Source organism: Serratia sp. P2ACOL2 (assembly GCF_003691565.1).
GTDB lineage: Bacteria > Pseudomonadota > Gammaproteobacteria > Enterobacterales > Enterobacteriaceae > Serratia > Serratia liquefaciens.
Genome location: NZ_CP033162.1, coordinates 5,036,996 through 5,060,456 on the forward strand (window position 1 = coordinate 5,036,996; position 23,461 = coordinate 5,060,456).

Here is a 23,461-nt window from a genome sequence, read left to right on the forward strand (position 1 = left end):
CGCTCAGGCCTTAATCAATGTCGGAGTAATGAATATCACCAGCTCACGCCGTTTATGCTGCTTGCTGCTCTGTTTGAACAAAGATCCCAGCAGTGGCACATCGCCAATACCGGGCACCTTATCTGCTCCCTGGGCGCTATGGCGCTGAAATACGCCGCCCAAAACAATGGTTTCGCCATCTTTCACCGTCACCTGGGTTTTGATCTCCTGCTTATCTATCGCCAGCGTCTCGCCTGTCGCGCGGCTGATGGAGCGCCCCGGCATGTTCTGACTGATTTGCAACGTCAGGGTAATACGGCCATTCGGCAAAATTTTTGGCGTCACCTCCATGCCCAGCACCGCCTCTTTAAATTCTATCGATGTCACCCCGCTGGCACCGCTGTTCACCTCATAGGGAATTTCCGTCCCTTGCTTGATGCTGGCGGTCTGCAGATTAGCGGTCAGCAGGCGCGGGCTGGCGATAATTTCCACCCGGTTCTCCTGTTCCAGCGCCATCAGTTCCAGATCGAGCAAACGGCCACCGATTCGTGCCAGATGAAAACCGGCGCTGACGGCGCTACGCTCCAACGGCAACGCCACGTTGAAGCCATCCAATTGCCACGACTTTGCTGGCCGCTCGTCCGGCGCCAGCCCCCAACGCACACCAAGCTCCCGCAAGCTTTCGTTGTTAATAGTGACGATATGCGCCGCTAACTGCACCTGCGCCAATGGCACATCCATCTCCGCGATCCGCTGCGTCAATAATGCCACTATCGGCGCGGTATCGCGGAGCAGCACGGCATTGGTGCGTTTGTCCGCCACCAGGCTGCCCCGCTCACTCAACAAGGTACCGTCCTGAGCATTCAGATTTTCAGCAATCTCCGTCGCGTCGGCATGATTCAGCGGCAGGGTCACGCTGTGTAATGGCTGTTTTTGCGCTAAAGCCAGCTGTTGTCGTTGCTTTTCCTGTTCGCTTGGTTCGGGAAACACCATCATCACGTTGCCCTCCAGCGTCATAGTCAGTTTCCCCATGCGTAAAATCACGGCCAGCGCCTGCCGCCAGGGTACCTTATCCAACCGCAGCGTCAGGTTTCCCCCCACGCCTGCGGCGGTGACGACATTAAGCTGCTGATGATCCGCCAGCGCCTGCAATACCACAGCCACAGGCGCATCCTGAAACTCCAGAGAAATGGGGTCAGGCTCCTGTGCTATGTTTGCGAACGCACTCCCCCACAGCAAAACTGCAAGCCAACGACATCCTTTCATTTTTCTTCCTTATGCTTTCCCAACGCCAACACCACCCTATCCTCGGCAACCGAACAGGCCGGATTACTCTGAACCGCGCTTAACGTCACTTGCCGCTCCAGTATCTGCTCAACCTGCCAACGCCCAGCCAGTAGCGTTTGGCTGGGTTTGACTCGCAACCACTTTCCGCCCGGCGTAACTATCCAGGCAAAACGCAGCCTCTCGTGTCCGAGGGTACCTTTTAAGCGCCAATTCACCGGCGACTCTGCCGCTGCAGGACAGTCGGGGGAAGGCAGCGGTCGAAAAGGATCCCGTGGCTGCGCCAGCAGCGCCATCGGTAGCAACAACAGCCAGAATCCAAGGTTTTTATTCATAGGGGGCAACCCGCGCAGCCTCAGCCACATCCTGGAAAGTGAAATGCACCGACACCCCCTCCGTCTGCGTTTCAACAGTCATCTGATCGATGCGTAGCCTGGTAGGCAATTTTTCCAGCAGCCTTAATAAGCTGCCGTACTCAAGATGCAGCCGTAGGGCTTGCCGCGAGGCATTTTCCTGCTGCTGCCAGCGTTGCAGCCCGGCCCCCACTCGCTGCAATACGTCCAGCAACGCTTCATTAGCCACCGGTGAGGGCTTAATCTGTTGCAGTTGTTGATTGAGAGCCTCCATTGTCGGCATCCGGGCCAATTGTGCCCACAGCGGAGACATTTGTTGCGTTAGGCGTTGCCGCTCCACCTGGGTCTGCCCCAGTTGCTGCCATTTGTCCTGTAGCAGCAGAAGGCCGAACAGCAGGATCGGGCCGCTCAACGCCAGCCACTGCATCAGCAACAGCTTCCACCCCGGCAGGTGCAAGCATCTCGTTAGCCAGCGCGGTAGAGGCTTATTCATCCCCCCCCCACTGTGCCGTCAGGGTAAATGAAAACAAACCATCCTGACGCTGCACCACCTCAGTCAGGCGGCCGTGCTGCAACAACGGCAACGCAACTAGCCGTTGTTCAAACTGAGTCACCGCCTCATAACGGCGGCTCAGGCCCCGCAGACGGATATTTTGTGCATTAGTATCCAATGCGATAAGCCACAACGCTGCGGGCAACAGGGGCGACAGCTGTTGCAGCAATTGAAGGTAACGTCGGTTGTGCACCCCATTTATGCCCTGTTGCTCCACCTGCGCGGTTAAGCTTGCCAGGCGAGCCATTGCCCGTTGCCGTTGCTGAAAACGTTCCGTCAATTCCGTCTGCTGCCGGACCAGCGTCAAAAGTGCCAGATACTCTTGATCCTGCTGACGGTTTAACAACCCCAAAACCCCCGTCAGCACCGCCGCAGCCAGCGCCAGTTGCAACACCAACAGGCGCAACCAGAAAGTGGCGCGCCGACGCTGAGCTCGAGTGCGCCAGGGAAAAAGATTAACCTGATACATCAGCTAGTTGTCCTCTGTGCGCAGCGCCAAACCCCCGGCTAATACAAATGCCGCCGGTATAAGGGGCTGCGGTGGACGCAGCTGACTAAAAGCGCTAAATGGAGACCAGGACAAACATCCTGGCGGAGGCAGCTCATCCAGCACGCTGCTATAGTAAATTTGCTGCGTAGCAAGTGGCGGGCAGGCGGCATGCATTGCCGCCTGCGCCTGACCCGCCTCTGCGGCCTCCACCATTGGGACAACCCCATAGGCAAAGGACCTAGAAGGTGATGCAACCCATAACCACTCCAGCTCGAGGCGATGCAGCAAACCGGTTTCGGGCGACACGCCTGCCGCTGTCGCCATCGTGCGAAGCGCGCAAGGGGTAATATCGACTACCTGCGGCTGCAAATTGGCTTGGTGCAAGCAATGCAGCCACTGTTCCAGCTCCTGCTGTCGCGCAGCGGTAAGCAGCAAAGTGGCAGCGTCTGCCGGTGATGGACGGTAATCCAGAGCCAGCGACTGGCTGTCCAGCGGGAACTGTTTTAATCCCTGGTTGGTGATGTATTCACCGCGAGCCGGCTCTTTCAGCCTGGCGTCCGGCAGCGGCATCTGCTGCTGTAAAACCCGCTGCGCGGGCAAAGCAATGCGTAAGGAAATATGTCTTGGTAACTGAATTCGCCATTGTCGCAGCGCCTGAATCAGCAGCTCGGGGTGTTCGAGGCAGCCTTCTCGCAACACCGGTTGCGGTAGCCTTTGTTGCCACCAGTGACGCAGTTGCCAACCGTTGCGGCGGCGCTGTACCGCCAGGGCGCGAATGCAGTGACTTTGTATATCCAGCCCCACCTGCCATGCTTGAGTGAACATATTTCGCCCGACCTCCATATCGTCAGATGATAAAAGAACATATCCATGTTGCAGGCTTGCCTTTATACTACCGCGCGGTTGTTTATAAACTGCCCAAATGACATGAAAATGGGAAATCTCAGGTGAAGTTCGTAAAGTATTTACTAATCCTTGCAGTGTGTTGCATCGTGTTGGGGGCAGCCTCGATCTTTGGCTTGTACAAATATGTCGAGCCGCAGTTGCCTGACGTTGCGACGCTGAAAGATGTGCGGCTGCAAATACCGATGCAGGTTTACAGCGCCGACGGCGAACTGATCGCCCAATACGGTGAGAAACGCCGTATTCCGCTGAAGCTGAACCAAATTCCACCGGTTATGGTGCATGCGTTTATCGCCACCGAAGACAGCCGCTTCTATGAGCATCATGGCGTCGACCCGGTCGGTATCTTCCGTGCCGCCTCTATTGCGCTGGTCTCCGGCCATGCGTCCCAGGGGGCGAGTACCATTACCCAGCAGTTGGCGAGAAACTTCTTCTTAAGCCCGGAACGCACCCTGATGCGAAAAATCAAGGAAGCTTTCCTGGCGATTCGCATCGAACAGATGCTGAGCAAAGACGAAATTCTCGAGCTGTACCTCAACAAAATCTATCTGGGGTATCGCGCCTATGGCGTGGGTGCCGCGGCTCAGGTTTATTTCGGTAAAGACGTTAGCCAGCTCACCTTAAGCGAAATGGCGACCATCGCCGGCTTGCCGAAAGCACCGTCTACCTTCAACCCGCTTTACTCCCACGATCGCGCCGTTGCGCGCCGCAACGTGGTGCTGTCGCGCATGATGGATGAGCATTACATCACTCAGGCGCAGTACGATCAGGCCCGTAGCGAAGAACTGGTGGCCAACTACCATGCACCGGAAATCAGCTTCTCCGCCCCGTATCTCTCCGAGATGGTGCGCCAGGAGATGATCAAGCGTTATGGCGACAACGCCTATACCGACGGTTACAAGGTCTACACCACCATCACCAAAAAGCTGCAGCTGGCGGCGCAGGAGTCGGTACGCAACAACGTGCTGGCCTACGATATGCGCCACGGTTACCGCGGCCCGTCCAACGTGCTGTGGAAAGTTGGTGAAGCGGCGTGGGATCAAAAACAGATCGTCGATTCGTTGAAGAATCTGCCGAACTACGGCCCGCTGTCTCCGGCGGTGATTGTCTCGGCCAACGCCGAAGAAGCGACGGCGATGATGGCTGACGGCAGCCACATTGCGCTACCGATGACGACCATGCGTTGGGCGCGTCCTTACAAATCAGATACTCAGCAGGGCCCAACGCCGAAACGCGTCACCGACGTAGTGCAGGCCGGTCAGCAAGTCTGGGTACGTAAGGTGGGCGAAAATTGGTGGCTGTCACAGGTGCCGGACGTCAACTCGGCCCTGGTGTCGATCAATCCGAATGACGGGGCCGTGAAGGCGCTGGTCGGCGGGTTCGACTTCAACCAGAGCAAGTTCAACCGCGTTACCCAGGCGCTGCGTCAGGTCGGTTCCAATATCAAACCTTTCCTGTACACCGCCGCGATGGACAAGGGCCTCACCCTGGCAACCATTCTGAATGACCTGCCGATCACCCGTTGGGATCCGGGCGCCGGTACTGACTGGCGACCGAAGAACTCACCGCCAACCTACGATGGGCCGATTCGCCTGCGTCAGGGGCTGGGGCAGTCTAAAAACGTGGTAATGGTACGTGCGATGCGTGCGATGGGCGTCGACTATGCGGCAGAATACCTGCAGCGTTTCGGCTTCCCGGCGCAGAACATCGTGCACACCGAATCACTGGCGTTAGGCTCCGCGTCGTTCACCCCTATGCAACTGGTGCGCGGCTATGCGGTTCTGGCTAACGGCGGTTACCTGGTGGATCCGTACTTTATCACCAAGATTGAAGACGATAGCGGCAACACGGTGTTCGAAACCAAGCCGAAGATTGTCTGCAGCAGCTGTAATCTGCCGGTGATCTACGGTGATACCCACCGTTCCGCCGTACTTTCTGAAGACAATATTGAAAATGTCGCTACGTCGCAGGAAGGCAAGAATGGCAGCGTGCCGATGCCGCAACTGGAGCAGGTGACTCCGGCTCAGGTGCTCCAAGATGGCGATCAGCAGTATGCGCCACACGTGATCAGCACCCCGCTGGCGTTCCTGATGCATGACGCGCTGAACAGTAACATTTTCGGCGAACCGGGCTGGATGGGCACCGCATGGCGTGCGGGCCGTGACCTGAAGCGTCGTGATATCGGCGGCAAAACCGGTACCACCAACAGCTCGAAAGATGCCTGGTTCTCCGGTTATGGCCCGGATACCGTGACCTCGGTATGGATTGGCTTTGATGACCATCGCCGTGATCTTGGCCGTGCTACGGCTTCAGGCGCGATACCGGATCAGATTTCCGGCGGCGAAGGCGGTGCGAAGAGTGCACAGCCGGCATGGGACGACTTTATGAAAACCGCGCTGGAAGGCATTCCGGAGCAGAAGGTCACTCCACCACCGGGCATCATCAGCGTCACCATCGACAAGAGCAGCGGCAAGCTTTCTGGCGGCGGCGGCGGCAGTCGCTCCGAGTACTTCATCGAAGGGACTCAGCCAACGGACTACCCATCGCGAGATACCGGCACGACGTTGACGGATCCCGGCGGCGAGAGCCACGAGCTGTTCTAACAAAAAAAGGGCCAGAGAAATCTGGCCCTTTTTTTATCTAGCAATCAACGATTAACGTGAACCGCGTAAAAATGCCTCGGTCAGGAACAGCGCACTGACATTGCGCGCCTCACGGAAATCCGGTTCGGCCAGCAACGCCATCATATCGGCAATCGGCCAGCGTACCTGCGGCAAGGGCTCCGGCTCATCCCCTTCCAGACTCTGCGGGTAGAGATCGTGCGCCAGCACGATATTCATTTTGCTGGAAAAGTACGAGGGGGCCATCGTCAGCTTGCTGAGGAAATCAAAGCGTTTGGCGCCAAAACCCACCTCTTCCATCAGTTCACGGTTGGCCGCCTCCAGCACGCCTTCACCAGGATCGATCAACCCTTTGGGGAACCCCAGCTCATAGGATTCAGTGCCCACCGCATATTCACGGATCAGCAGCAAGTCATCGCCAATCACCGGCACAATCATCACGGCCTCACGGTCCGAGGGCCGCATCCGCTCATACACCCGCCGTACACCGTTACTGAACTCCAAATCGACGGACTCAACGTTAAATAAACGCGAACGTGCGACCGTTTCAACTTTCAGAATTTTAGGTTTTTGCAGGTGTTTATCCATGATTGCCTCAAATGAGTTATCCGGCGGCAGGCCACAACAGCATGCGTGATGACGCAGATAACCAGAATAATGATTGGCGTGACGCGCAGTTCACTTGCGTTCAAACGCTGACCAAATCCGATCTTGATCACATTGTGCGTTAATGAGAACCTTTGCCGCAACGAGCACAAGCAGTAATTTACTTTTTTTTAACAACCGTAGCCAGCTCAGGCCGATTTTCTGTCTTTCTCAGGTAAAAAAGAGTGCATTAAAATAAGATAATGCCGATACCGATAGAAGAGCCCGATTGCTATCATCACACAGGTAAGACATGGCGATAAAACGGGCAGTTATTATCAATAAATGAGATCCCGGCGGAGAATCTTTCCTCCCGTCACTGTTCAGGGTGTCTCTTGGTGATTTGACTGCGTATAATGCGCCACGATTCATCAGGTTGGTGAGGTTCACGGGTCCAAGATGGGGATAGCATGAGCACAATAGTGTTGATATTGGCCTTAGTGCTTGCCTGCCTGATTGCCGCCGGCCTGTATCTCTGGTTTAAAGCCCGCAATCAGCCGCTGCTCACGCGCGCGTTGCCCTTTATCAAACCCACACACCGTAAACTGACCGGCGAAGAGCGCGCCGCCGTCGAGCATTATCTCGGCCAGCAAAATAAGCTGAGCAACAAACTGTTGCCCGGTAACAGCTCATTGCCTTCCGCCAAGCTGGCGCTGACCCCGCAAAGCGACAACGTCTACCCCATTACCCACGCCATTACCCGCTACGGGCTGGCCAGCGATGAACCCAACAAGTGGCGCTATTATCTGGACGCCGAAGAGGTGCATCTGCCGCCGTTCTGGGAACAGTACATCAGCGCCGATAACCATGTGGAAGTGATCAGAACCCAGACGTTACCGCTGGTTATCTCCCTTAACGGGCATTCGCTGAAAGACCATATTCACGATCGACCGCAACCGCCGGTGGTGAAAGCGCCCCCAATTCAAAATGCCTCCATTCGCAAGGAAGAGAGTGAGCATGTCGAGCTGGTGAATATCCGCAAGGAAACGCCGGAAGAACACGCGCTGACTCGCCCGAACGGCATCAAGGAAGCTGCCGTTATCTCGGCCGCCCTGCTGCTGCTGTTCTTCAGCCTGATAAGCCCGGTGGTGGTTATCCCCTGGATGATCCTGGTCGCCGTGCTGATGATCGCCTGGGGCTGCTGGAACCTGTTCCGTCGGCCGACAACGCGAGAACTGAAAGAAGTGCACTGCCTGCGAGGCACCCCCAAGCGCTGGGGACTGTTTGGCGAATCCAATCAGGGGCAAATCAGTAATATCTCTCTCGGCATCATCGATCTGATTTATCCGCCACACTGGCAGCCTTATATCACCCAGGATCTGGGCAAGACCACCGACGTGGATATCTACCTTAACCGTCAGGTGTTGCGCCAGGGACGCTTCCTTTCTCTGCATGATGAGGTGAAAAACTTCCCGTTGCAGCAGTGGGGCAGAAACGCGGTGCTGATGGCCAGCTCTTTTTTGGTGCTGGTGCTGCTGCTGACCTATATTCCGCTAAGCCTGCCGCTTAAGCTGAGCATGGCCTGGCTGCAGGGCGCGCAAAAAATTGAAGTGACCAACGTTCAGGCCCTCGAAGGCGCAACCTTGCACATCGGTGATACCCTGAAAGCTCAAGGCAACGGTATGTGTTATGTGCCGCCACCGGTCAACGGTTCGCACACCTCCAGCTTTATGCCTTTCGACTGCTCAGGCATTTACTGGAACAACGCAGCCCCTCTGCCACAGCCGGAATCCGATATCATCGACAAAGCTTCAGCGTTGCTGGCGACGGTCAATACCCAGCTACATCCCGACGGTACCGATCAGAAACTCAACCCGCAGCTGGCCAGCGCGATTGAGAAATCCGGCATGATCCTGCTGGACGATTTTTCCGATATCGTGCTGAAAACGCAGGATCTGTGCCAGGCGGACAACGACTGCGTTCGGCTGAAAAACGCCCTGGTGAACCTAGGTAACGTCAAGAACTGGGCTACCCTGGTAAAACGCGCCAAGTCGGGCGCTTTGCAGGGGGTCAACGTGTTGCTGCGCCCGGTGAGTGCCGAATCGCTGGAAAGCCTGACCAAGGTTGCCGCATCGTCGTTTGTCTACAGCGAAACCCGACAGGCTGCCGCCGCGCTCAACAGCCCTCCACCTGGCGGGTTCCTGATCAGCAGCGATGAAGGCAAGCAGCTGGTCAATCACCCACAGCCTGCGGTCCCCTTAAACGAGTACAACGCGCTCGATCAATGGAATGAGCTGCAACGTCTGGCCAGCATGCTGCTGCATACGCCGTTTGAAGCTCAGGGCGTGATCACCAATATCAGCGTCGACGCCAATGGTACACGCCATATTGCGCTGCACAGCGAGCCGGATATCATCACCCTGTGGCGCTATCTCGGTACCAGCCTGCTGCTGCTGACGGTCGCCGTCGTTCTGGGTTACAACACCTGGCGACTGGTGCAGCGCCGCCGCATCAACCAGCACCGAACCGCCGATATCCAGCGCTATTACGAAAGCTGCTTTAACCCGCAACTGTCCCCGATGTCATTGCGGCCAATGCCCTGAGTCGTTCGCAGGCCTGCTTCCTGTCATCCGCTTATGCTACGCTAACGCTATTCCCCTTATCCTGCGGACCCCCGACGGTTCGCCTATGGAGTTTTCATGGTTCCCGAGTTTGACTGGCGTGAAATTGATACCGTGCTGCTGGATATGGACGGCACCCTGCTCGATCTGGAGTTCGACAGCCACTTTTGGCTCAGCCTGGTGCCACAAGCCCTGAGCGAGCAGCGTGCTATTCCCTTCGACGAAGCGCGTAAAATCATTCACCAGGAATATCTGGCGGTGCAGCACACCATGAACTGGTACTGCTTCGACTACTGGAGCGAACGGCTGGATCTTGATATTTACCGCATGACCACTGAGGTTGGCAGCCGAGCCCGCCTGCGTGAGGATACCGAGCCCTTTTTGCAGGCATTGCGAGCCGCAGGTCACCGGACTATCCTGTTGACCAACGCCCATCCGCACAGCCTGGCGGTAAAAATTGAGCATACCGGTTTGGATCGCCACCTTGATTTATTACTTTCTACCCACACATTTGGTTATCCGAAAGAAGATCAGCGTTTGTGGCAGGCCGTGCAGCAACACACCGGATTTGATCCGCAACGCACCCTGTTCGTCGACGACGGTGAACCTATTCTGGATGCTGCCCACACCTTCGGTATTCGCTATTGCCTGGGCGTGCAGAATCCGGACTCCAGCATGGCGGAGAAAACCTTTCGACACTACCCGGCAATGCGCGACTACCGCCTGTTGATACCGGCGTTAGCCAAGGGGGAGCAATGAAAGATAAGGAAACACGGGACGACGCGGTCCGGCTGGATAAATGGCTTTGGGCGGCTCGTTTCTACAAAACCCGCGCGTTGGCGCGGGACATGATCGACGGCGGCAAGGTGCACTATAACGGACAGCGCGGTAAGCCGAGCAAGAATGTCGAGCTCAATGCCGAGATCAAGCTGCGTCAGGGTAACGATGAACGCACGGTGATCGTTCTGGCTCTGGCCAGCCAACGGCGCGGCGCCGACGAGGCGCAGCAAATGTATCAGGAAACCGAAGCCAGCATCGCCAATCGAGAGAAAGTGGCGCTCGCACGCAAGATGAATGCGCTGACCATGCCGCATCCGGACCGCCGTCCGGACAAGAAAGAGCGGCGCGACCTGATTAAATTTAAATTTGGTGAGCAGGAATAACCCCTCGCCGCAATGAGAGAAAACTATGTCTAACCATGACCAATTGCACCGTTACCTGTTTGAAAACTACGCGGTGCGCGGTGAGCTGGTTACCGTCAGCGAAACCTATCAGCAGGTCCTGAACAACCATGATTATCCGGCGCCGGTTAAAAAACTGCTGGGTGAACTGCTGGTGGCCACCAGCCTGCTGACCGCAACCTTGAAGTTCGACGGCGATATCACCGTACAATTACAGGGTGATGGCCCGCTGAAGCTGGCCGTGATTAACGGCAACAACCGCCAGGAAATGCGTGGCGTAGCGCGCGTACAGAGCGAAATCGCCGATGACAGCACGCTGCATCAGTTGATCGGCAACGGCGTCATGGTGATCACCATCGCGCCAACCGAAGGCGAGCGCTATCAGGGCGTAGTGGCACTGGAAGGCGAAACGCTGGCCGAATGCCTTGAGGCTTACTTCCGCCAGTCCGAACAGCTGCCAACCCGTCTGTTCATTCGCACCGGCGAGTTCGAAGGCCAACCGGCCGCGGGCGGTATGTTGCTGCAGGTGCTGCCGGCACAGGACGGCAATGCCGATGATTTCGATCATCTGGTACAACTGACCAACACGGTGAAAAGCGAAGAGCTGTTCAGCCTGCCGGCCAATGAAGTGCTGTATCGCCTGTATCACCAGGAAGAAGTCACTCTGTATGAACCACAGGACGTGATCTTCCGTTGTACCTGTTCACGTCAGCGCTGCGCTGATGCGTTGGTCACCTTGCCAACCGACGAAGTGGCCCAAATGCTGGAGCAGGATGGCAATATCGATATGCACTGCGATTACTGCGGCAATCACTATGTGTTTGACGCCGTAGACGTCGCCGCCTTGTACACTGGTAACACCGGTGACAGCGATCAGTTGCACTAAGTAGCACCCCATATCGGCGGGCGCGCCCTGCGCCCGCTCATTCACCTCGTTTGCACGTTTGCTTTTTTCCGTGTGCTATCTCTCAGATCGTAACGAAAAACCGACTAAAACGTTAAATATTTGATACCTATCGCGGTTACTCGCTGCTGAATCCCTACAATTGGCGCCAGAAATTCTGTGACCAAGGAGTAGTGACATGCGTGTTAAAGGTATAACCCCTCAGGATCTGGCCGCTTATGGGATTCATAACGTCGGCGAAATCGTTCACAACCCGAGTTATGACTTGCTGTTCAAGGAAGAAACAGACCCATCTCTGGAAGGTTATGAGCGTGGGGTCGTAACCAAGCTGGGTGCTGTATCCGTCGACACCGGTATTTTTACCGGCCGTTCCCCGAAAGATAAGTACATCGTCCGTGACGACATCACCCGCGACACCGTCTGGTGGGCCGATCAGGGTAAAGGCAAAAACGACAACAAACCCCTCAGTCCGGAAATTTGGGCTGACCTGAAACAGCTGGTCACCACGCAGCTCTCCGGCAAACGCCTGTTTGTGGTGGATACCTTCTGCGGCGCCAACGCCGACTCACGCTTGAAAGTCCGCTTTATCACCGAGGTGGCCTGGCAGGCGCACTTCGTCAAAAACATGTTCATTCACCCGACGGAAGAAGAACTGCAGGATTTCGAACCGGACTTCGTGGTGATGAACGGCGCCAAATGCACTAACCCGAACTGGCAGCAACAGGGCCTGAACTCGGAAAACTTTGTCGCTTTCAACCTGACCGAACGCATGCAGCTGATTGGCGGCACCTGGTACGGCGGCGAAATGAAAAAGGGTATGTTCTCCATGATGAACTACCTGCTGCCGCTGAAAGGCATCGCTTCCATGCACTGCTCGGCTAACGTGGGTGAAAAAGGTGACGTGGCGGTGTTCTTCGGCCTGTCCGGCACCGGCAAAACCACCCTGTCTACCGATCCAAAACGCCAGCTGATTGGCGATGACGAACACGGCTGGGATGACGACGGCGTGTTCAACTTCGAAGGCGGTTGCTACGCCAAAACCATCAAGCTGTCCGAAGAAGCCGAGCCGGATATCTATCACGCCATCAAACGCGATGCGCTGCTGGAAAACGTCACGGTGCTGGCCGACGGTACGATTGATTTCAACGACGGCTCGAAAACCGAAAACACCCGTGTTTCCTACCCGATCTATCACATCCAGAATATCGTCAAGCCAGTTTCCAAGGCCGGCCACGCCACCAAGGTGATTTTCCTGACTGCGGACGCCTTCGGCGTGTTGCCACCGGTTTCTCGCCTGACCGCCAACCAGACCCAGTACCACTTCCTGTCCGGCTTTACCGCCAAGCTGGCCGGTACCGAGCGCGGCGTGACCGAGCCGACCCCAACCTTCTCCGCCTGCTTCGGCGCAGCCTTCCTGTCGCTGCACCCAACGCAATACGCCGAAGTCCTGGTGAAGCGCATGCAGGCTGCGGGTGCCCAGGCCTACCTGGTCAACACCGGCTGGAACGGCACCGGTAAACGCATTTCGATCAAAGATACTCGCGGTATTATCGATGCGATCCTCAGCGGTGAAATCGATAAGGCAGAAACCATTACCCTGCCTATCTTCGATCTGGCGATGCCAACCTCACTGCCGGGCGTCAACCCGGATATCCTGGATCCGCGCGCCACTTACGCCAGCATTGAGCAATGGCAAGAGAAGGCACAGGATCTGGCAGAGCGTTTTGTCACCAACTTTGACAAATACACCGACACTCCAGCGGGTGCAGCGCTGGTCAGCGCCGGTCCAAAACTGTAATAGCTTCCTTTTACAGCTTCAGCTAAGGCGTGGATATCACGCCTTTTTTTATTTTTATTGGTTGTTTCTTGAACGACGCAAAGAGATAATAATGCAGTGCAATCATTGATAGCAACGGAGGTTTCAATGGCTACCATAACCGTCAGAAATCTGGACGACGAAGTAAAGGAGTTGCTGCGCGTCTCGGCAGCAAAAAATGGCCATTCCATGGAGGAGGAAGCTCGCATGATTTTGAAACAGGCATTATTGAAGAAACCGCCGCGTTATGGGTTAGGCACCTGGATGCATCAACACTTTGCCGAGTTGGGCGGGGTTGAACTGGAGATCCCACCGCGCGATGCCACGCCGCCGCGTATTGTCACCTTTGACGACGACGATGACCAATTATGATTATTCTCGATACCAACGTGGTTTCAGAAACGTTGCGCCCCAACCCGCACTATAACGTCATCAGATGGCTGAATGAAAAAGACAATGATGAGCTTTATCTGAGTGCGATAGTTCTCGCCGAGTTGTTCAGTGGAGTTGCCTGTATGCCTGATGGGAAACGGCAGCGCGAATTCAAACACAAGCTGGCGGAGGCAGTGCAGATTAGATTTGATGAGCAAACCCTGCCATTTGATACACTCTGCGCACTGCAATACGCGGAACTTATGGAGAAAAATCAGCGTCAGGGCCGGTTAATGGGCATCGTCGATACCCAAATCGCCGCCACCTGCCTGCATTACGGTGCCACCCTGGCCACGCGCAATACCCAAAACTTTATCCATTGCGGCATTGAGTTAATCGATCCCTGGCAGGCCACGACGGGCCGGCGTCTGCATGAAGAGGCAGCGGAATACTACGTGATGAGCAGGAAGTCCTGACGGGGGCGCAAACTGCGGCCCCCAGACAAAAAGATTACGCGCTGTCCTTCGGGTTCTGATGCCCATTGCCCGACTCTTTTTTCTCCATCGGTAACGGAATATAAGCCCGAATCAACAGCCCACCGCGTTCGCTGGTGCCGATATCCAGTGCGCCATGATGCCCATCGATAATACGCTGTACGATAGCCAGGCCCAACCCGGTCCCGCTGGTACTGCGCGCGCTGTCACCACGAACAAATGGCTGCAACAGATGCTTCAGCTCTTCCGGTTTAATGCCCGGGCCGTCGTCTTCCACCTGGAACCAGCCGCGCTGCAGCTCACGGCCGCTGCTGACTTTGATCCAACCATTGCCGTAACGCGCCGCATTCACCACCATATTCACTGCCGCACGCTTGATCGACAACGGATGCACATTCATCATCAGTTCGCCCGGCGCCAAAGCGGTTTCAATCACCCGCTCATAGCCACTCTCGGCAGCCACCACTTCGCCCAGAATGCTATTCAAATCGCTGATTTCTGTCTGCATCTCCTGGCCGGTGCGCAGATAATCAATAAACTGCTCAATGATGTCGTTGCACTCTTCAATATCTTTATTGATCGACTCCGCCAGGTAGCCGTCTTCGGCACTCATCATCTCGGTCGCCAGACGGATACGCGTCAGTGGCGTACGCAGGTCGTGGCTCACCCCGGCCATCAGCAATGTGCGGTCGTCCGCCAGCTGCTTGACGCCCGACGCCATCTGATTAAAGGCCCGCGTTACCGAACGGACTTCCGATGCGCCATACTCACGCAGCGGCGGTGGAATGATGCCCTTACCCACCTGCAAAGCGGCGTGCTCAAGCTCCACCAGCGGGCGGTTCTGAATACGGATAAACAGCCAGGCGCCACCTATGGCCAACAGCATAATCGCCAGGGTATAGCGGAACAGCGGCGAGAAATCGCCCTGGTGAATTTCAGTCAGCGGAACACGCACCCAGATATCCGGTTGCAGCCAGGTTTTCAGCCACACCACCGGTGAATTTTTGTTTACTTCCACTCGCACGTCGGTGGGCCCGCCGAGCTGCTGCGCCATTTGCTGGCTGAGGAATTGGTAGTGCTGCGCCCAGCGCAGACCGCTCTCTTCCGCCGCAGAATTGGTGTAGAGAGAAATGCCCAGTTCGCGATAGATTTCGCGACGGAACGCCGGCGGTACTTCCAGCAAAGTACCATCCTCCAGCTGCAGTCGGTCGGTCATCAGCATACGAACTTCGTAGGCCAATACCTTATTGAACTGCTGCAGGCTGGGCAGGATGGCGAAGTTCAGCACCACCAGATAGGTCGTCACCAGGCTGACGAACAGCAAGGTGACGATCAATAGCAGGGTTCGGGCAAACGAGCTACGCGGTGAAAAGCGCAATCGTCTCATGCCTTGCTGCCGTCCGGGACGAAAACGTAGCCAAGACCCCAAACGGTCTGGATGTAGCGTGGATGCGCAGGATCTTCCTCAACCATGCGACGCAAACGAGAAATTTGCACGTCGATGGAGCGTTCCATGGCGCTGTATTCACGGCCGCGGGCCAGGTTCATCAGCTTATCGCGCGAAAGCGGTTCGCGAGGATGGCTCACCAGCGCCTTCAGCACTGCGAATTCGCCGCTGGTCAACGGCATAGGCTCGTCTTCGCGGAACATTTCGCGGGTGCCGAGGTTCAGTTTGAATTTACCAAAGGCGATCACCGCCTCTTCCTGTGAAGGAGCGCCCGGCAGTTCATTGGCCTGACGGCGCAACACCGCACGGATGCGGGCCAGCAATTCACGCGGGTTGAAGGGTTTTGGGATGTAATCGTCAGCGCCGATTTCCAGGCCAACGATACGGTCGACTTCTTCACCTTTGGCGGTCACCATAATGATCGGCATAGGGTTGCTTTGGCTGCGCAGACGGCGGCAGATGGAAAGACCATCTTCGCCCGGCAACATCAGGTCAAGCACCATCAGGTGGAATGATTCACGAGTCAGCAAGCGATCCATTTGCTCAGCGTTGGCTACGCTGCGAACCTGAAAACCCTGTTCGGTTAAATAACGCTCTAAAAGCGCACGCAGGCGCATGTCATCATCGACGACCAGAATCTTATGATTCTCTTGCATTGTATTACTCCCAAAGGCTTTATTGCCTGACGTGAATATTGTTAAAAAACCCTGTCATTTCGGACAGCGTTTAATGGTATATATTCTAGACGAAATTGTTACAAAGCTTATTCTTTTGCCCATTTATCAACAATTTTCATCAAAATGCCCGCGACGATTCGCCAAAATCACGATGCGCATAGGTTAAATTTAGAAGCACTGCGTCTTTTGGCTGGCGGCATACCCGACGGCTGATTCGGCAGTGTAACTCAGCCGGGGCGATAAGAAACGCGAGCACCGGCAATTTTGCGCGTGGCTGATGATTAACGCTCATTGGATTGTGCAACAGCAGCCTACAGCCCGATGCGAGTTTGTGCGACACTTTGCCAACGCAATGACGTCCTTCCCTTTGATATGTCCCTAAAGGCGGAACCACGATGAGAACGCAGCTGATAACCCGCGAAGGTTACGACAAGCTAAAGCAGGAATTAGACTTTCTCTGGCGCGAAGATCGGCCAGAGGTCACCAAAAAAGTGACCTGGGCAGCCAGCCTCGGCGACAGAAGTGAAAATGCCGATTATCAGTACAACAAAAAACGGCTGCGGGAAATCGATCGCCGCGTACGCTACCTGACCAAATGCCTCGAACAATTAAAGATTGTCGATTACTCCCCGCAGCAGGAAGGCAAAGTGTTTTTCGGTGCCTGGGTGGTAGTGGAAAACGAGGACGGCGACACTAAACGCTTCCGCATCGTCGGGTATGACGAGATTTTTGGCCGCCGAGACTACATCTCCATCGATTCGCCCATGGCCCGCGCGCTGCTTAAAAAAGAAGTGGGTGATGCCGCCACCGTTAATACGCCAGTCGGCGATGCCCTGTGGTACGTGAATGAGATCGAGTACGTAAAATAAGATTTCAGTTTTTTCCGAGCGACCGCCCGCCGCCGCAGTACAGGCCGCTTTACGCGCTATGACTGTCGAGAGGCGGCCCGCTCCACTGGCATTTTCCCCGCGCAATCCGTATAACTGTCCCCCTGTTTACCAACCGTTCTCAACAGATACCAGACTTATGAATGACCCACTGAGCCGCATTATTGCAACAGAACTGCAGGCCCGGCCGGAGCAAGTTGACTCCGCCATCCGTCTGCTGGATGAAGGTAATACCGTGCCCTTTATTGCACGCTATCGTAAGGAAGTCACCGGGGGTCTGGACGATACCCAACTGCGCCAGCTGGAAACCCGCCTGGGTTATCTGCGTGAACTGGAAGACCGCCGTCAGACCATCCTTAAATCGATCGACGAGCAGGGCAAACTGACCGAACAGCTGGCGACGGCGATCACCGCCGCGCAAAGCAAAACCGAACTCGAAGACCTCTACCTGCCTTACAAACCGAAGCGCCGCACCCGTGGCCAGATCGCGATTGAAGCCGGTCTGGAGCCTCTGGCGGACACACTGTGGCAGGATCCTCAGCAACAACCTGAACAGTTGGCCGAAGGTTACGTTAATGCAGACAAGGGCGTAGCGGACGTAAAAGCCGCCCTCGACGGCGCGCGTTATATCCTGATGGAGCGCTTCGCCGAAGACGCCGCATTACTGGCCAAGGTCCGTAACTACCTGTGGAAACATGCGCACCTGGTGTCCAAAGTGGTGGAAGGCAAGGAAGAAGCCGGGGCCAAGTTCCGCGACTATTTCGATCATCATGAACCCATTGCCCAGGTGCCATCGCACCGTGCGCTGGCCATGTTCCGCGGCCGTAACGAAGGCGTACTGCAGCTTGCGCTGAATGCCGATCCGCAGTTTGAAGAAGCCCCACGCGAAAGCCAGGCGGAGCAGATCATCATCAGCCACCTGGATCTGCGCCTGAATGATGCTCCGGCGGACGCCTGGCGCAAAGCGGTGGTCAACTGGACCTGGCGTATCAAGGTGCTGCTGCATCTGGAAACCGAACTGATGAGCACGGTGCGCGAACGCGCGGAAGATGAAGCGATCAACGTCTTTGCCCGTAACATGCATGACCTGCTGATGGCGGCACCGGCCGGTATGCGCGCCACCATGGGGCTGGATCCGGGCCTGCGTACCGGGGTCAAAGTGGCGGTAGTCGATGCTACCGGCAAGCTGGTCGCCACCGACACCGTGTACCCGCACACCGGTCAGGCCGCTAAAGCCGCCGCCATCGTCGCCGCACTGTGCATCAAGCATAAAGTGGAGCTGGTCGCCATCGGCAACGGCACCGCATCGCGCGAGACCGAACGTTTTTACCTCGACCTGCAACAGCAGTTCAGCGAAGTCAAAGCACAAAAGGTGATCGTCAGCGAAGCCGGCGCTTCGGTGTACTCCGCTTCCGAACTGGCGGCGCTGGAATTCCCTAACCTCGACGTCTCGCTGCGCGGTGCGGTATCCATCGCACGTCGTCTGCAGGATCCGCTGGCCGAGCTGGTCAAAATCGATCCGAAATCCATCGGCGTCGGCCAGTATCAGCATGACGTCAGCCAAAGCCAACTGGCGAAAAAACTCGACTCCGTGGTCGAAGACTGCGTGAACGCCGTCGGTGTGGATCTGAATACCGCCTCGGTGCCGCTGCTGACCCGCGTAGCCGGCCTGACGCGCATGATGGCGCAGAATATCGTCACCTGGCGTGACGAAAATGGCCGCTTCAGCAACCGCGAACAGCTGCTGAAAGTCAGTCGCTTGGGGCCGAAAGCCTTTGAACAGTGTGCCGGCTTCTTGCGTATCAACCACGGCGACAACCCACTGGACGCCTCAACCGTTCACCCGGAAACCTACCCGGTGGTCGAACGCATTCTGGCCGCAACTCATCAGGCTCTGCAGGATCTGATGGGTAACCCGGCGGCGGTGCGCAGCCTGAAGGCCAGCGACTTTACCGACGAGAAGTTCGGTGTGCCGACGGTGACCGACATCCTGAAGGAGCTGGAGAAGCCAGGCCGCGATCCGCGTCCGGAATTCAAAACCGCAACCTTTGCCGAAGGGGTGGAAACCCTCAACGACCTGCAGCCGGGGATGATCCTGGAAGGTTCGGTCACCAACGTCACCAACTTCGGTGCCTTTGTTGATATCGGCGTGCATCAGGATGGGTTGGTGCATATCTCCTCGCTGGCGGACAAGTTTGTCGAAGATCCGCACACCGTGGTGAAAGCCGGTGACATCGTCAAAGTGAAGGTGATGGAAGTGGACCTGCAACGTAAACGCATTGCATTGAGCATGCGTCTGGATGAGCAACCGGGTGAAGGCTCCCCACGGCGCGGTAGCAATTCAGCGCCGGCCAAGGACAACACCTCGCGACCGCAGGCCAATAAGTCCAAACCGCGTGGCGCTAACACCTCGGCAGGCAACAGCGCCATGGGTGACGCACTGGCGGCGGCCTTTGGCAGAAAGTCGTAGTCAGGCGGCCAGCAGAAAACGCATGAGACACAGGGAGGGGGTTAACCCCTCCCTTTTCCGCTAAATACCCTCATCATTTTTTGACCCGCCTCAATAAACCCGCATTTTTATTCGCTGCCGCCGACAGCCCTGATAATTCCGGTTTTAAGCCTGAAAGCCACGCTAAATAGCCATTTATTAACATCTCTATTAACATTAAATTCTCATTCCGGTATTTCTCAGCGAAACACAAATGCTTAGCGCTCGTATTCAGCCGGCAATATGTTGCCTAATAAATACCGATATTGACGTCACCGAATCAAAGCTGTCGAATCTGTCACTACTTTTTTCAAACCGGAAAAATTCACTACAAATACGTAACTGATTTAACTCACCATTCGCATTTGCACCCCACCAGGCTGGGTGATAAAAATAGCGCTGTCAGGCAATTGCATTCTCTAAATGTGATCGCCACAACCTTTGGTTACCAATACCCCTATTTTTTGTATTGAATACGATAATTATTCTCACTATTATTATTTTGCGTGTTCACTGCATTGCCTCATGGATTGAAAGCGTCGGCAGCCCGTGGTTTTTATCTCGGGACTGCCATTGGAACGTTCTTTTATCATCACCAGCCCAATAGCCTGGGCTTAGAGAAGGTTACATGCATCTTCTGCCTAAACGGTCTTATAAGATCGCCGGCTTCGCCAATGAAATCGGCCCGGCTTATCGCCAAAAACTTTTATCCCTCGGCATGCTGCCGGGCTCGTCTTTTGAAGTGGTACGCGTCGCACCATTGGGTGATCCCATAGAAATAAAAACCCGCCGCGTCAGCCTGGTGCTGCGCAGGAAAGATCTGGCCCTGATCCTGCTCGACGGCTAGTCCTGAGCCGCCTTGCCTTGGCCATGCATCTTGCCTGGCCCAATTTCCATTGACTGATATCACGCTAAATTATGAAAAAACTCACTATTGGCTTAATAGGCAACCCCAACTCCGGCAAAACTACGCTGTTCAACCAGCTGACCGGGGCACGCCAGCGGGTCGGTAACTGGGCGGGCGTGACGGTAGAACGCAAAGAAGGCCTGTTCACCACGCCGCAATCACAGGTCAAACTGGTCGATCTGCCCGGCACTTACTCCCTGACCACTATCTCGGAGCAAACCTCACTCGACGAACAAATTGCCTGCCACTACATTCTGAGCGGCGATGCCGATCTGCTGATCAACGTGGTCGATGCTTCCAATCTGGAACGCAATCTATACCTGACGCTGCAACTGCTGGAGCTGGGCATCCCCTGCATTGTCGCGCTGAATATGTTGGATATCGCCAAAAGCCAAAAAATTAATATCGATATCGCGGCACTGTCGGCGCGTCTCGGCTGTCCGGTGGTGCCGATGGTGTCCACCAAAGCCGACGGCATTGGCGTGCTGAAGCAGATGATCGACAATCATCAATTCAATGAATTAAAAGCGCTGGTGAACTACCCGCCGCTGCTGCTCAAGGAAATGACCACGCTGAGCGACGCCATGCCGCATACCCTGCCAAGCGAACAACGTCGCTGGCTGGCGCTGCAGATGCTGGAAGGCGATATCTACAGCCACCAGCTTGCCGGCCCTGCGGCGGCCCTGCTGCCGGCGGCCAAACAGGCGCTGCAGCGGCAACAGCAGGAAGATCCTGCACTGGTGATTGCCGATGCGCGTTATCAGTCAATCGCCACCCTGTGCGATGCCGTGAGCAATTCACAACAGGCCATGCCGAACCGTCTGACCGAAGCGCTGGATAAAGTGATCCTCAACCGCTGGTTAGGGGTGCCCATCTTCCTGCTGGTGATGTATTTGATGTTCCTGCTGGCCATCAACCTCGGCGGCGCACTGCAGCCGATCTTCGATATCGGGTCGGCGGCAATTTTTATTCAGGGTATTCAATGGCTGGGCTATACCCTGCACTTCCCTGAATGGTTGACCATTTTCCTGGCTCAGGGGGTCGGAGGTGGTATCAACACCGTGCTGCCGCTGGTGCCGCAAATCGGCATGATGTACCTGTTCCTGTCGTTCCTCGAAGACTCCGGCTATATGGCGCGTGCGGCATTCGTGATGGACCGTCTGATGCAGGCGCTCGGGTTGCCCGGCAAGTCCTTCGTGCCGCTGATCGTCGGCTTCGGCTGTAACGTGCCTTCGATCATGGGCGCACGTACGCTGGATGCGCAGCGCGAACGCCTGATTACCATCATGATGGCGCCCTTCATGTCCTGCGGGGCTCGGCTGGCGATCTTCGCCGTGTTTGCCGCTGCTTTCTTTGGCCAGGACGGCGCAGGCGTGGTTTTCTCTTTGTATATGCTGGGTATTGTGGTGGCAATCCTCACCGGTCTGGTATTGAAGTACACCATCATGCGCGGTGAAGCTTCCCCCTTCGTGATGGAGTTGCCGGTTTACCACGTGCCACACCTGAAAAGCCTGCTGCTGCAAACCTGGCAGCGCCTGAAAGGCTTTGTGCTGCGTGCCGGTAAGGTGATTGTGGTTGCCAGCATCTTTATTGGCGGCCTGAACAGCTTTTCGTTCAGCGGCAAGCCGGTAGATAACATTAATGACTCGGCGCTGGCGTCGGTGTCCAAAGTATTGACGCCGCTGCTGAAACCGATGGGCGTGCACAGTGACAACTGGCAGGCTACCGTCGGCCTGGTGACCGGGGCCATGGCGAAAGAAGTGGTGGTCGGTACGCTAAATACCCTGTACACCGCCGAACATATCAACAGTACCGAATTTGATGCCGCCAACTTTAACCTGCTGGATGAACTGGGTGGCGCATTGGACACCACCTGGCAAGGGCTGAAAGACACCTTCAGCCTGAGCGTACTGTCCAACCCGATTGAGGCCAGCAAGGGCGATGGGGAAATGGACGTCGGCTCAATGGGCGTTATGAGCAGCAAATTCGGCTCCGGGGTTTCCGCCTACAGCTACCTGATCTTTGTGTTGCTGTACGTCCCTTGCGTCTCGGTAATGGGGGCCATTGCCCGCGAATCCAGTCGCGGCTGGATGACCTTCTCCATTCTCTGGGGGCTGAACGTGGCCTACTCGCTGGCCACGCTGTTTTATCAGATTGCCACCTTCAGCCAGCATCCGCAGTACAGTCTGGCGGCGATCGCCATCGTGGTGTTGTTCAATCTGCTGATTCTGTTCGGCCTGCGCCGGGCACGTAGTCGGGTCACGGTACGCCTGAGCAACGCCACCCAGGCAGCCTGCTGTCAGGGCGCCAAGGGCAACTGCCACTGATGGCCGGCCTGCTGCAGATCCGCGACGCATTGGCGCTGCACGGTAGCGTACAAGCGCTTCAGCTTAGCCGTCAGCTGGCGGCTCCGCTGCCGCTGGTGCAGGCAATGCTGGAGCGTTTGGTCGCAATGGGGAAAGTGGAGCGCATCGAGCAGGATAACAGCGCCTGCCTGAGCGGCAGCTGCAAAAGCTGTCCGGAAGGCAAAGCGTGCAGCAGCACGGTGATATATCGGTTAAAACACTGAGAGGTGGGGCGCGGCACGAGGCGCGCCCCCTTCTTGATTATTGCTTGTCTTTGTACACTTCGGCGATAGCACTGAACTTGCCGTGCTCACGGCCTGCCAGGATCACGTAATATTGTCCGCCTTTTTCATCAGCCAGTTTGGACAGTTCTTCTTTTGCATCCATCGGCGATGTGGTTTGTGCGGTGGTAGTTACCGTACCGATCTTCTCATATTTACCCGGATTCTTATCCAGGTCTTCCTTGGTCAGCAAGGTTGCCGCCAGGGTGCTGAAAGACACGGAACCCACAACTAACGCTGCAACAATCATTTTCAAAGATTTCATTACCATAC

General features: G+C 56.0%; 22 protein-coding genes. 13 read left to right on the forward strand and 9 right to left on the reverse strand.

Going from position 1 to position 23,461, the window contains the following annotated elements:
- Positions 1 to 3 precede the first annotated feature (3 nt).
- Genes hofQ through pilM form a run of 5 tightly spaced genes read right to left on the reverse strand, consistent with a single transcriptional unit; the run spans position 4 to position 3,484 of the window.
- Positions 4 to 1,245 (reverse strand): DNA uptake porin HofQ, encoded by a 1,242-nt coding sequence (hofQ, locus tag EBA31_RS24245; RefSeq protein ID WP_122080386.1) that lies wholly within the window; start codon positions 1,243 to 1,245, stop codon positions 4 to 6.
- The gene (locus tag EBA31_RS24250; RefSeq protein ID WP_116691646.1) at positions 1,242 to 1,598 is read right to left on the reverse strand and encodes a HofP DNA utilization family protein; all 357 of its coding nucleotides are present in this window, start codon (positions 1,596 to 1,598) and stop codon (positions 1,242 to 1,244) included. The genes hofQ and EBA31_RS24250 overlap by 4 nt, the downstream gene beginning before the upstream one ends.
- Positions 1,591 to 2,109 carry a hypothetical protein gene (locus EBA31_RS24255; RefSeq protein ID WP_122080387.1) on the reverse strand — a complete coding sequence of 173 codons (519 nt, stop codon included), beginning with the start codon at positions 2,107 to 2,109 and terminating at the stop codon, positions 1,591 to 1,593. The genes EBA31_RS24250 and EBA31_RS24255 overlap by 8 nt, the downstream gene beginning before the upstream one ends.
- Positions 2,102 to 2,638 carry a PilN domain-containing protein gene (locus tag EBA31_RS24260; protein WP_122080388.1) on the reverse strand — a complete coding sequence of 179 codons (537 nt, stop codon included), beginning with the start codon at positions 2,636 to 2,638 and terminating at the stop codon, positions 2,102 to 2,104. Before EBA31_RS24260 ends, EBA31_RS24255 begins: the two co-directional genes overlap by 8 nt.
- Before the next feature lie 3 nt (positions 2,639 to 2,641).
- Positions 2,642 to 3,484, reverse strand: a complete 843-nt coding sequence (gene pilM, locus EBA31_RS24265; protein WP_122080389.1) for a type IV pilus biogenesis protein PilM — start codon at positions 3,482 to 3,484, stop codon at positions 2,642 to 2,644.
- A 122-nt stretch (positions 3,485 to 3,606) separates the two neighbouring features.
- On the opposite strand from pilM, the gene mrcA reads away from it, so the two are divergent.
- Positions 3,607 to 6,165 carry a peptidoglycan glycosyltransferase/peptidoglycan DD-transpeptidase MrcA gene (gene mrcA, locus EBA31_RS24270; protein ID WP_122080390.1) on the forward strand — a complete coding sequence of 853 codons (2,559 nt, stop codon included), beginning with the start codon at positions 3,607 to 3,609 and terminating at the stop codon, positions 6,163 to 6,165.
- Between the two features lie 51 nt (positions 6,166 to 6,216).
- Here the strand turns inward: mrcA and nudE are convergent, their stop codons facing one another.
- The gene (gene nudE / locus EBA31_RS24275; protein ID WP_006319109.1) at positions 6,217 to 6,771 is read right to left on the reverse strand and encodes an ADP compounds hydrolase NudE; all 555 of its coding nucleotides are present in this window, start codon (positions 6,769 to 6,771) and stop codon (positions 6,217 to 6,219) included.
- A 467-nt stretch (positions 6,772 to 7,238) separates the two neighbouring features.
- Between nudE and EBA31_RS24280 the strand changes: the two genes are divergently transcribed.
- The 7 genes from EBA31_RS24280 to EBA31_RS24310 all read left to right on the forward strand — a co-directional run bounded on the left by EBA31_RS24280 (position 7,239) and on the right by EBA31_RS24310 (position 14,138).
- On the forward strand, positions 7,239 to 9,371 hold the full coding sequence (locus tag EBA31_RS24280) for an intracellular growth attenuator family protein (RefSeq protein WP_122080391.1): 2,133 nt from the start codon (positions 7,239 to 7,241) through the stop codon (positions 9,369 to 9,371).
- A 96-nt stretch (positions 9,372 to 9,467) separates the two neighbouring features.
- Positions 9,468 to 10,148 carry a GMP/IMP nucleotidase gene (gene yrfG / locus EBA31_RS24285; RefSeq protein ID WP_122080392.1) on the forward strand — a complete coding sequence of 227 codons (681 nt, stop codon included), beginning with the start codon at positions 9,468 to 9,470 and terminating at the stop codon, positions 10,146 to 10,148.
- Complete coding sequence (hslR, locus tag EBA31_RS24290) at positions 10,145 to 10,552, forward strand: ribosome-associated heat shock protein Hsp15 (RefSeq protein WP_020837348.1); 408 nt, start codon at positions 10,145 to 10,147, stop codon at positions 10,550 to 10,552. The genes yrfG and hslR overlap by 4 nt, the downstream gene beginning before the upstream one ends.
- 25 nt (positions 10,553 to 10,577) lie before the next feature.
- Entirely contained in the window at positions 10,578 to 11,456 is an 879-nt protein-coding gene (hslO, locus tag EBA31_RS24295) for an Hsp33 family molecular chaperone HslO (RefSeq protein ID WP_020837350.1), read from the forward strand.
- A gap of 196 nt (positions 11,457 to 11,652) precedes the next feature.
- Positions 11,653 to 13,272, forward strand: coding sequence for a phosphoenolpyruvate carboxykinase (ATP) (pckA, locus tag EBA31_RS24300; RefSeq protein WP_122080393.1), 1,620 nt, complete (start codon positions 11,653 to 11,655; stop codon positions 13,270 to 13,272).
- A gap of 126 nt (positions 13,273 to 13,398) precedes the next feature.
- The gene (locus tag EBA31_RS24305; RefSeq protein ID WP_046372474.1) at positions 13,399 to 13,662 is read left to right on the forward strand and encodes a plasmid stabilization protein; all 264 of its coding nucleotides are present in this window, start codon (positions 13,399 to 13,401) and stop codon (positions 13,660 to 13,662) included.
- Positions 13,659 to 14,138 (forward strand): type II toxin-antitoxin system VapC family toxin, encoded by a 480-nt coding sequence (locus EBA31_RS24310; RefSeq protein ID WP_046372473.1) that lies wholly within the window; start codon positions 13,659 to 13,661, stop codon positions 14,136 to 14,138. Before EBA31_RS24305 ends, EBA31_RS24310 begins: the two co-directional genes overlap by 4 nt.
- A 34-nt stretch (positions 14,139 to 14,172) precedes the next feature.
- Here the strand turns inward: EBA31_RS24310 and envZ are convergent, their stop codons facing one another.
- Both envZ and ompR read right to left on the reverse strand, forming a co-directional pair.
- Positions 14,173 to 15,543, reverse strand: coding sequence for a two-component system sensor histidine kinase EnvZ (envZ, locus tag EBA31_RS24315; protein ID WP_046372472.1), 1,371 nt, complete (start codon positions 15,541 to 15,543; stop codon positions 14,173 to 14,175).
- Positions 15,540 to 16,259 carry a two-component system response regulator OmpR gene (ompR, locus tag EBA31_RS24320; RefSeq protein WP_004709363.1) on the reverse strand — a complete coding sequence of 240 codons (720 nt, stop codon included), beginning with the start codon at positions 16,257 to 16,259 and terminating at the stop codon, positions 15,540 to 15,542. Before ompR ends, envZ begins: the two co-directional genes overlap by 4 nt.
- A 416-nt stretch (positions 16,260 to 16,675) precedes the next feature.
- On the opposite strand from ompR, the gene greB reads away from it, so the two are divergent.
- From greB to EBA31_RS24345, 5 genes are all read left to right on the forward strand, one after another.
- Positions 16,676 to 17,149 (forward strand): transcription elongation factor GreB, encoded by a 474-nt coding sequence (gene greB / locus EBA31_RS24325; protein WP_020837359.1) that lies wholly within the window; start codon positions 16,676 to 16,678, stop codon positions 17,147 to 17,149.
- Between the two features lie 157 nt (positions 17,150 to 17,306).
- Positions 17,307 to 19,637 (forward strand): Tex family protein, encoded by a 2,331-nt coding sequence (locus EBA31_RS24330; RefSeq protein WP_122080394.1) that lies wholly within the window; start codon positions 17,307 to 17,309, stop codon positions 19,635 to 19,637.
- 646 nt (positions 19,638 to 20,283) lie between these two features.
- Positions 20,284 to 20,502, forward strand: coding sequence for a ferrous iron transporter A (gene feoA, locus EBA31_RS24335; protein WP_020837362.1), 219 nt, complete (start codon positions 20,284 to 20,286; stop codon positions 20,500 to 20,502).
- Positions 20,503 to 20,573: 71 nt separating this feature from the next.
- Entirely contained in the window at positions 20,574 to 22,889 is a 2,316-nt protein-coding gene (feoB, locus tag EBA31_RS24340) for a Fe(2+) transporter permease subunit FeoB (protein WP_122080395.1), read from the forward strand.
- Entirely contained in the window at positions 22,889 to 23,131 is a 243-nt protein-coding gene (locus EBA31_RS24345; protein WP_044554790.1) for a FeoC-like transcriptional regulator, read from the forward strand. Before feoB ends, EBA31_RS24345 begins: the two co-directional genes overlap by 1 nt.
- A 37-nt stretch (positions 23,132 to 23,168) precedes the next feature.
- On the opposite strand, the gene EBA31_RS24350 is transcribed toward EBA31_RS24345, so the two are convergent.
- A complete protein-coding gene (locus EBA31_RS24350) occupies positions 23,169 to 23,453 on the reverse strand; it encodes a YdgH/BhsA/McbA-like domain containing protein (RefSeq protein WP_046372469.1) in 285 nt (94 codons plus the stop codon).
- Between the last annotated feature and the right edge of the window lie 8 nt (positions 23,454 to 23,461).

Coding starts and splice junctions, on each gene's coding strand:
- hofQ (WP_122080386.1), bottom strand. CDS start 1,245: ATGAAAGGATGTCGTTGGCTTGCAGTTTTGCTGTGGGGGAGTGCGTTC.
- EBA31_RS24250 (WP_116691646.1), bottom strand. CDS start 1,598: ATGAATAAAAACCTTGGATTCTGGCTGTTGTTGCTACCGATGGCGCTG.
- EBA31_RS24255 (WP_122080387.1), bottom strand. CDS start 2,109: ATGAATAAGCCTCTACCGCGCTGGCTAACGAGATGCTTGCACCTGCCG.
- EBA31_RS24260 (WP_122080388.1), bottom strand. CDS start 2,638: ATGTATCAGGTTAATCTTTTTCCCTGGCGCACTCGAGCTCAGCGTCGG.
- pilM (WP_122080389.1), bottom strand. CDS start 3,484: ATGTTCACTCAAGCATGGCAGGTGGGGCTGGATATACAAAGTCACTGC.
- nudE (WP_006319109.1), bottom strand. CDS start 6,771: ATGGATAAACACCTGCAAAAACCTAAAATTCTGAAAGTTGAAACGGTC.
- EBA31_RS24280 (WP_122080391.1), top strand. CDS start 7,239: ATGAGCACAATAGTGTTGATATTGGCCTTAGTGCTTGCCTGCCTGATT.
- yrfG (WP_122080392.1), top strand. CDS start 9,468: ATGGTTCCCGAGTTTGACTGGCGTGAAATTGATACCGTGCTGCTGGAT.
- hslR (WP_020837348.1), top strand. CDS start 10,145: ATGAAAGATAAGGAAACACGGGACGACGCGGTCCGGCTGGATAAATGG.
- hslO (WP_020837350.1), top strand. CDS start 10,578: ATGTCTAACCATGACCAATTGCACCGTTACCTGTTTGAAAACTACGCG.
- pckA (WP_122080393.1), top strand. CDS start 11,653: ATGCGTGTTAAAGGTATAACCCCTCAGGATCTGGCCGCTTATGGGATT.
- EBA31_RS24305 (WP_046372474.1), top strand. CDS start 13,399: ATGGCTACCATAACCGTCAGAAATCTGGACGACGAAGTAAAGGAGTTG.
- EBA31_RS24310 (WP_046372473.1), top strand. CDS start 13,659: ATGATTATTCTCGATACCAACGTGGTTTCAGAAACGTTGCGCCCCAAC.
- envZ (WP_046372472.1), bottom strand. CDS start 15,543: ATGAGACGATTGCGCTTTTCACCGCGTAGCTCGTTTGCCCGAACCCTG.
- ompR (WP_004709363.1), bottom strand. CDS start 16,259: ATGCAAGAGAATCATAAGATTCTGGTCGTCGATGATGACATGCGCCTG.
- greB (WP_020837359.1), top strand. CDS start 16,676: ATGAGAACGCAGCTGATAACCCGCGAAGGTTACGACAAGCTAAAGCAG.
- EBA31_RS24330 (WP_122080394.1), top strand. CDS start 17,307: ATGAATGACCCACTGAGCCGCATTATTGCAACAGAACTGCAGGCCCGG.
- feoA (WP_020837362.1), top strand. CDS start 20,284: ATGCATCTTCTGCCTAAACGGTCTTATAAGATCGCCGGCTTCGCCAAT.
- feoB (WP_122080395.1), top strand. CDS start 20,574: ATGAAAAAACTCACTATTGGCTTAATAGGCAACCCCAACTCCGGCAAA.
- EBA31_RS24345 (WP_044554790.1), top strand. CDS start 22,889: ATGGCCGGCCTGCTGCAGATCCGCGACGCATTGGCGCTGCACGGTAGC.
- EBA31_RS24350 (WP_046372469.1), bottom strand. CDS start 23,453: ATGAAATCTTTGAAAATGATTGTTGCAGCGTTAGTTGTGGGTTCCGTG.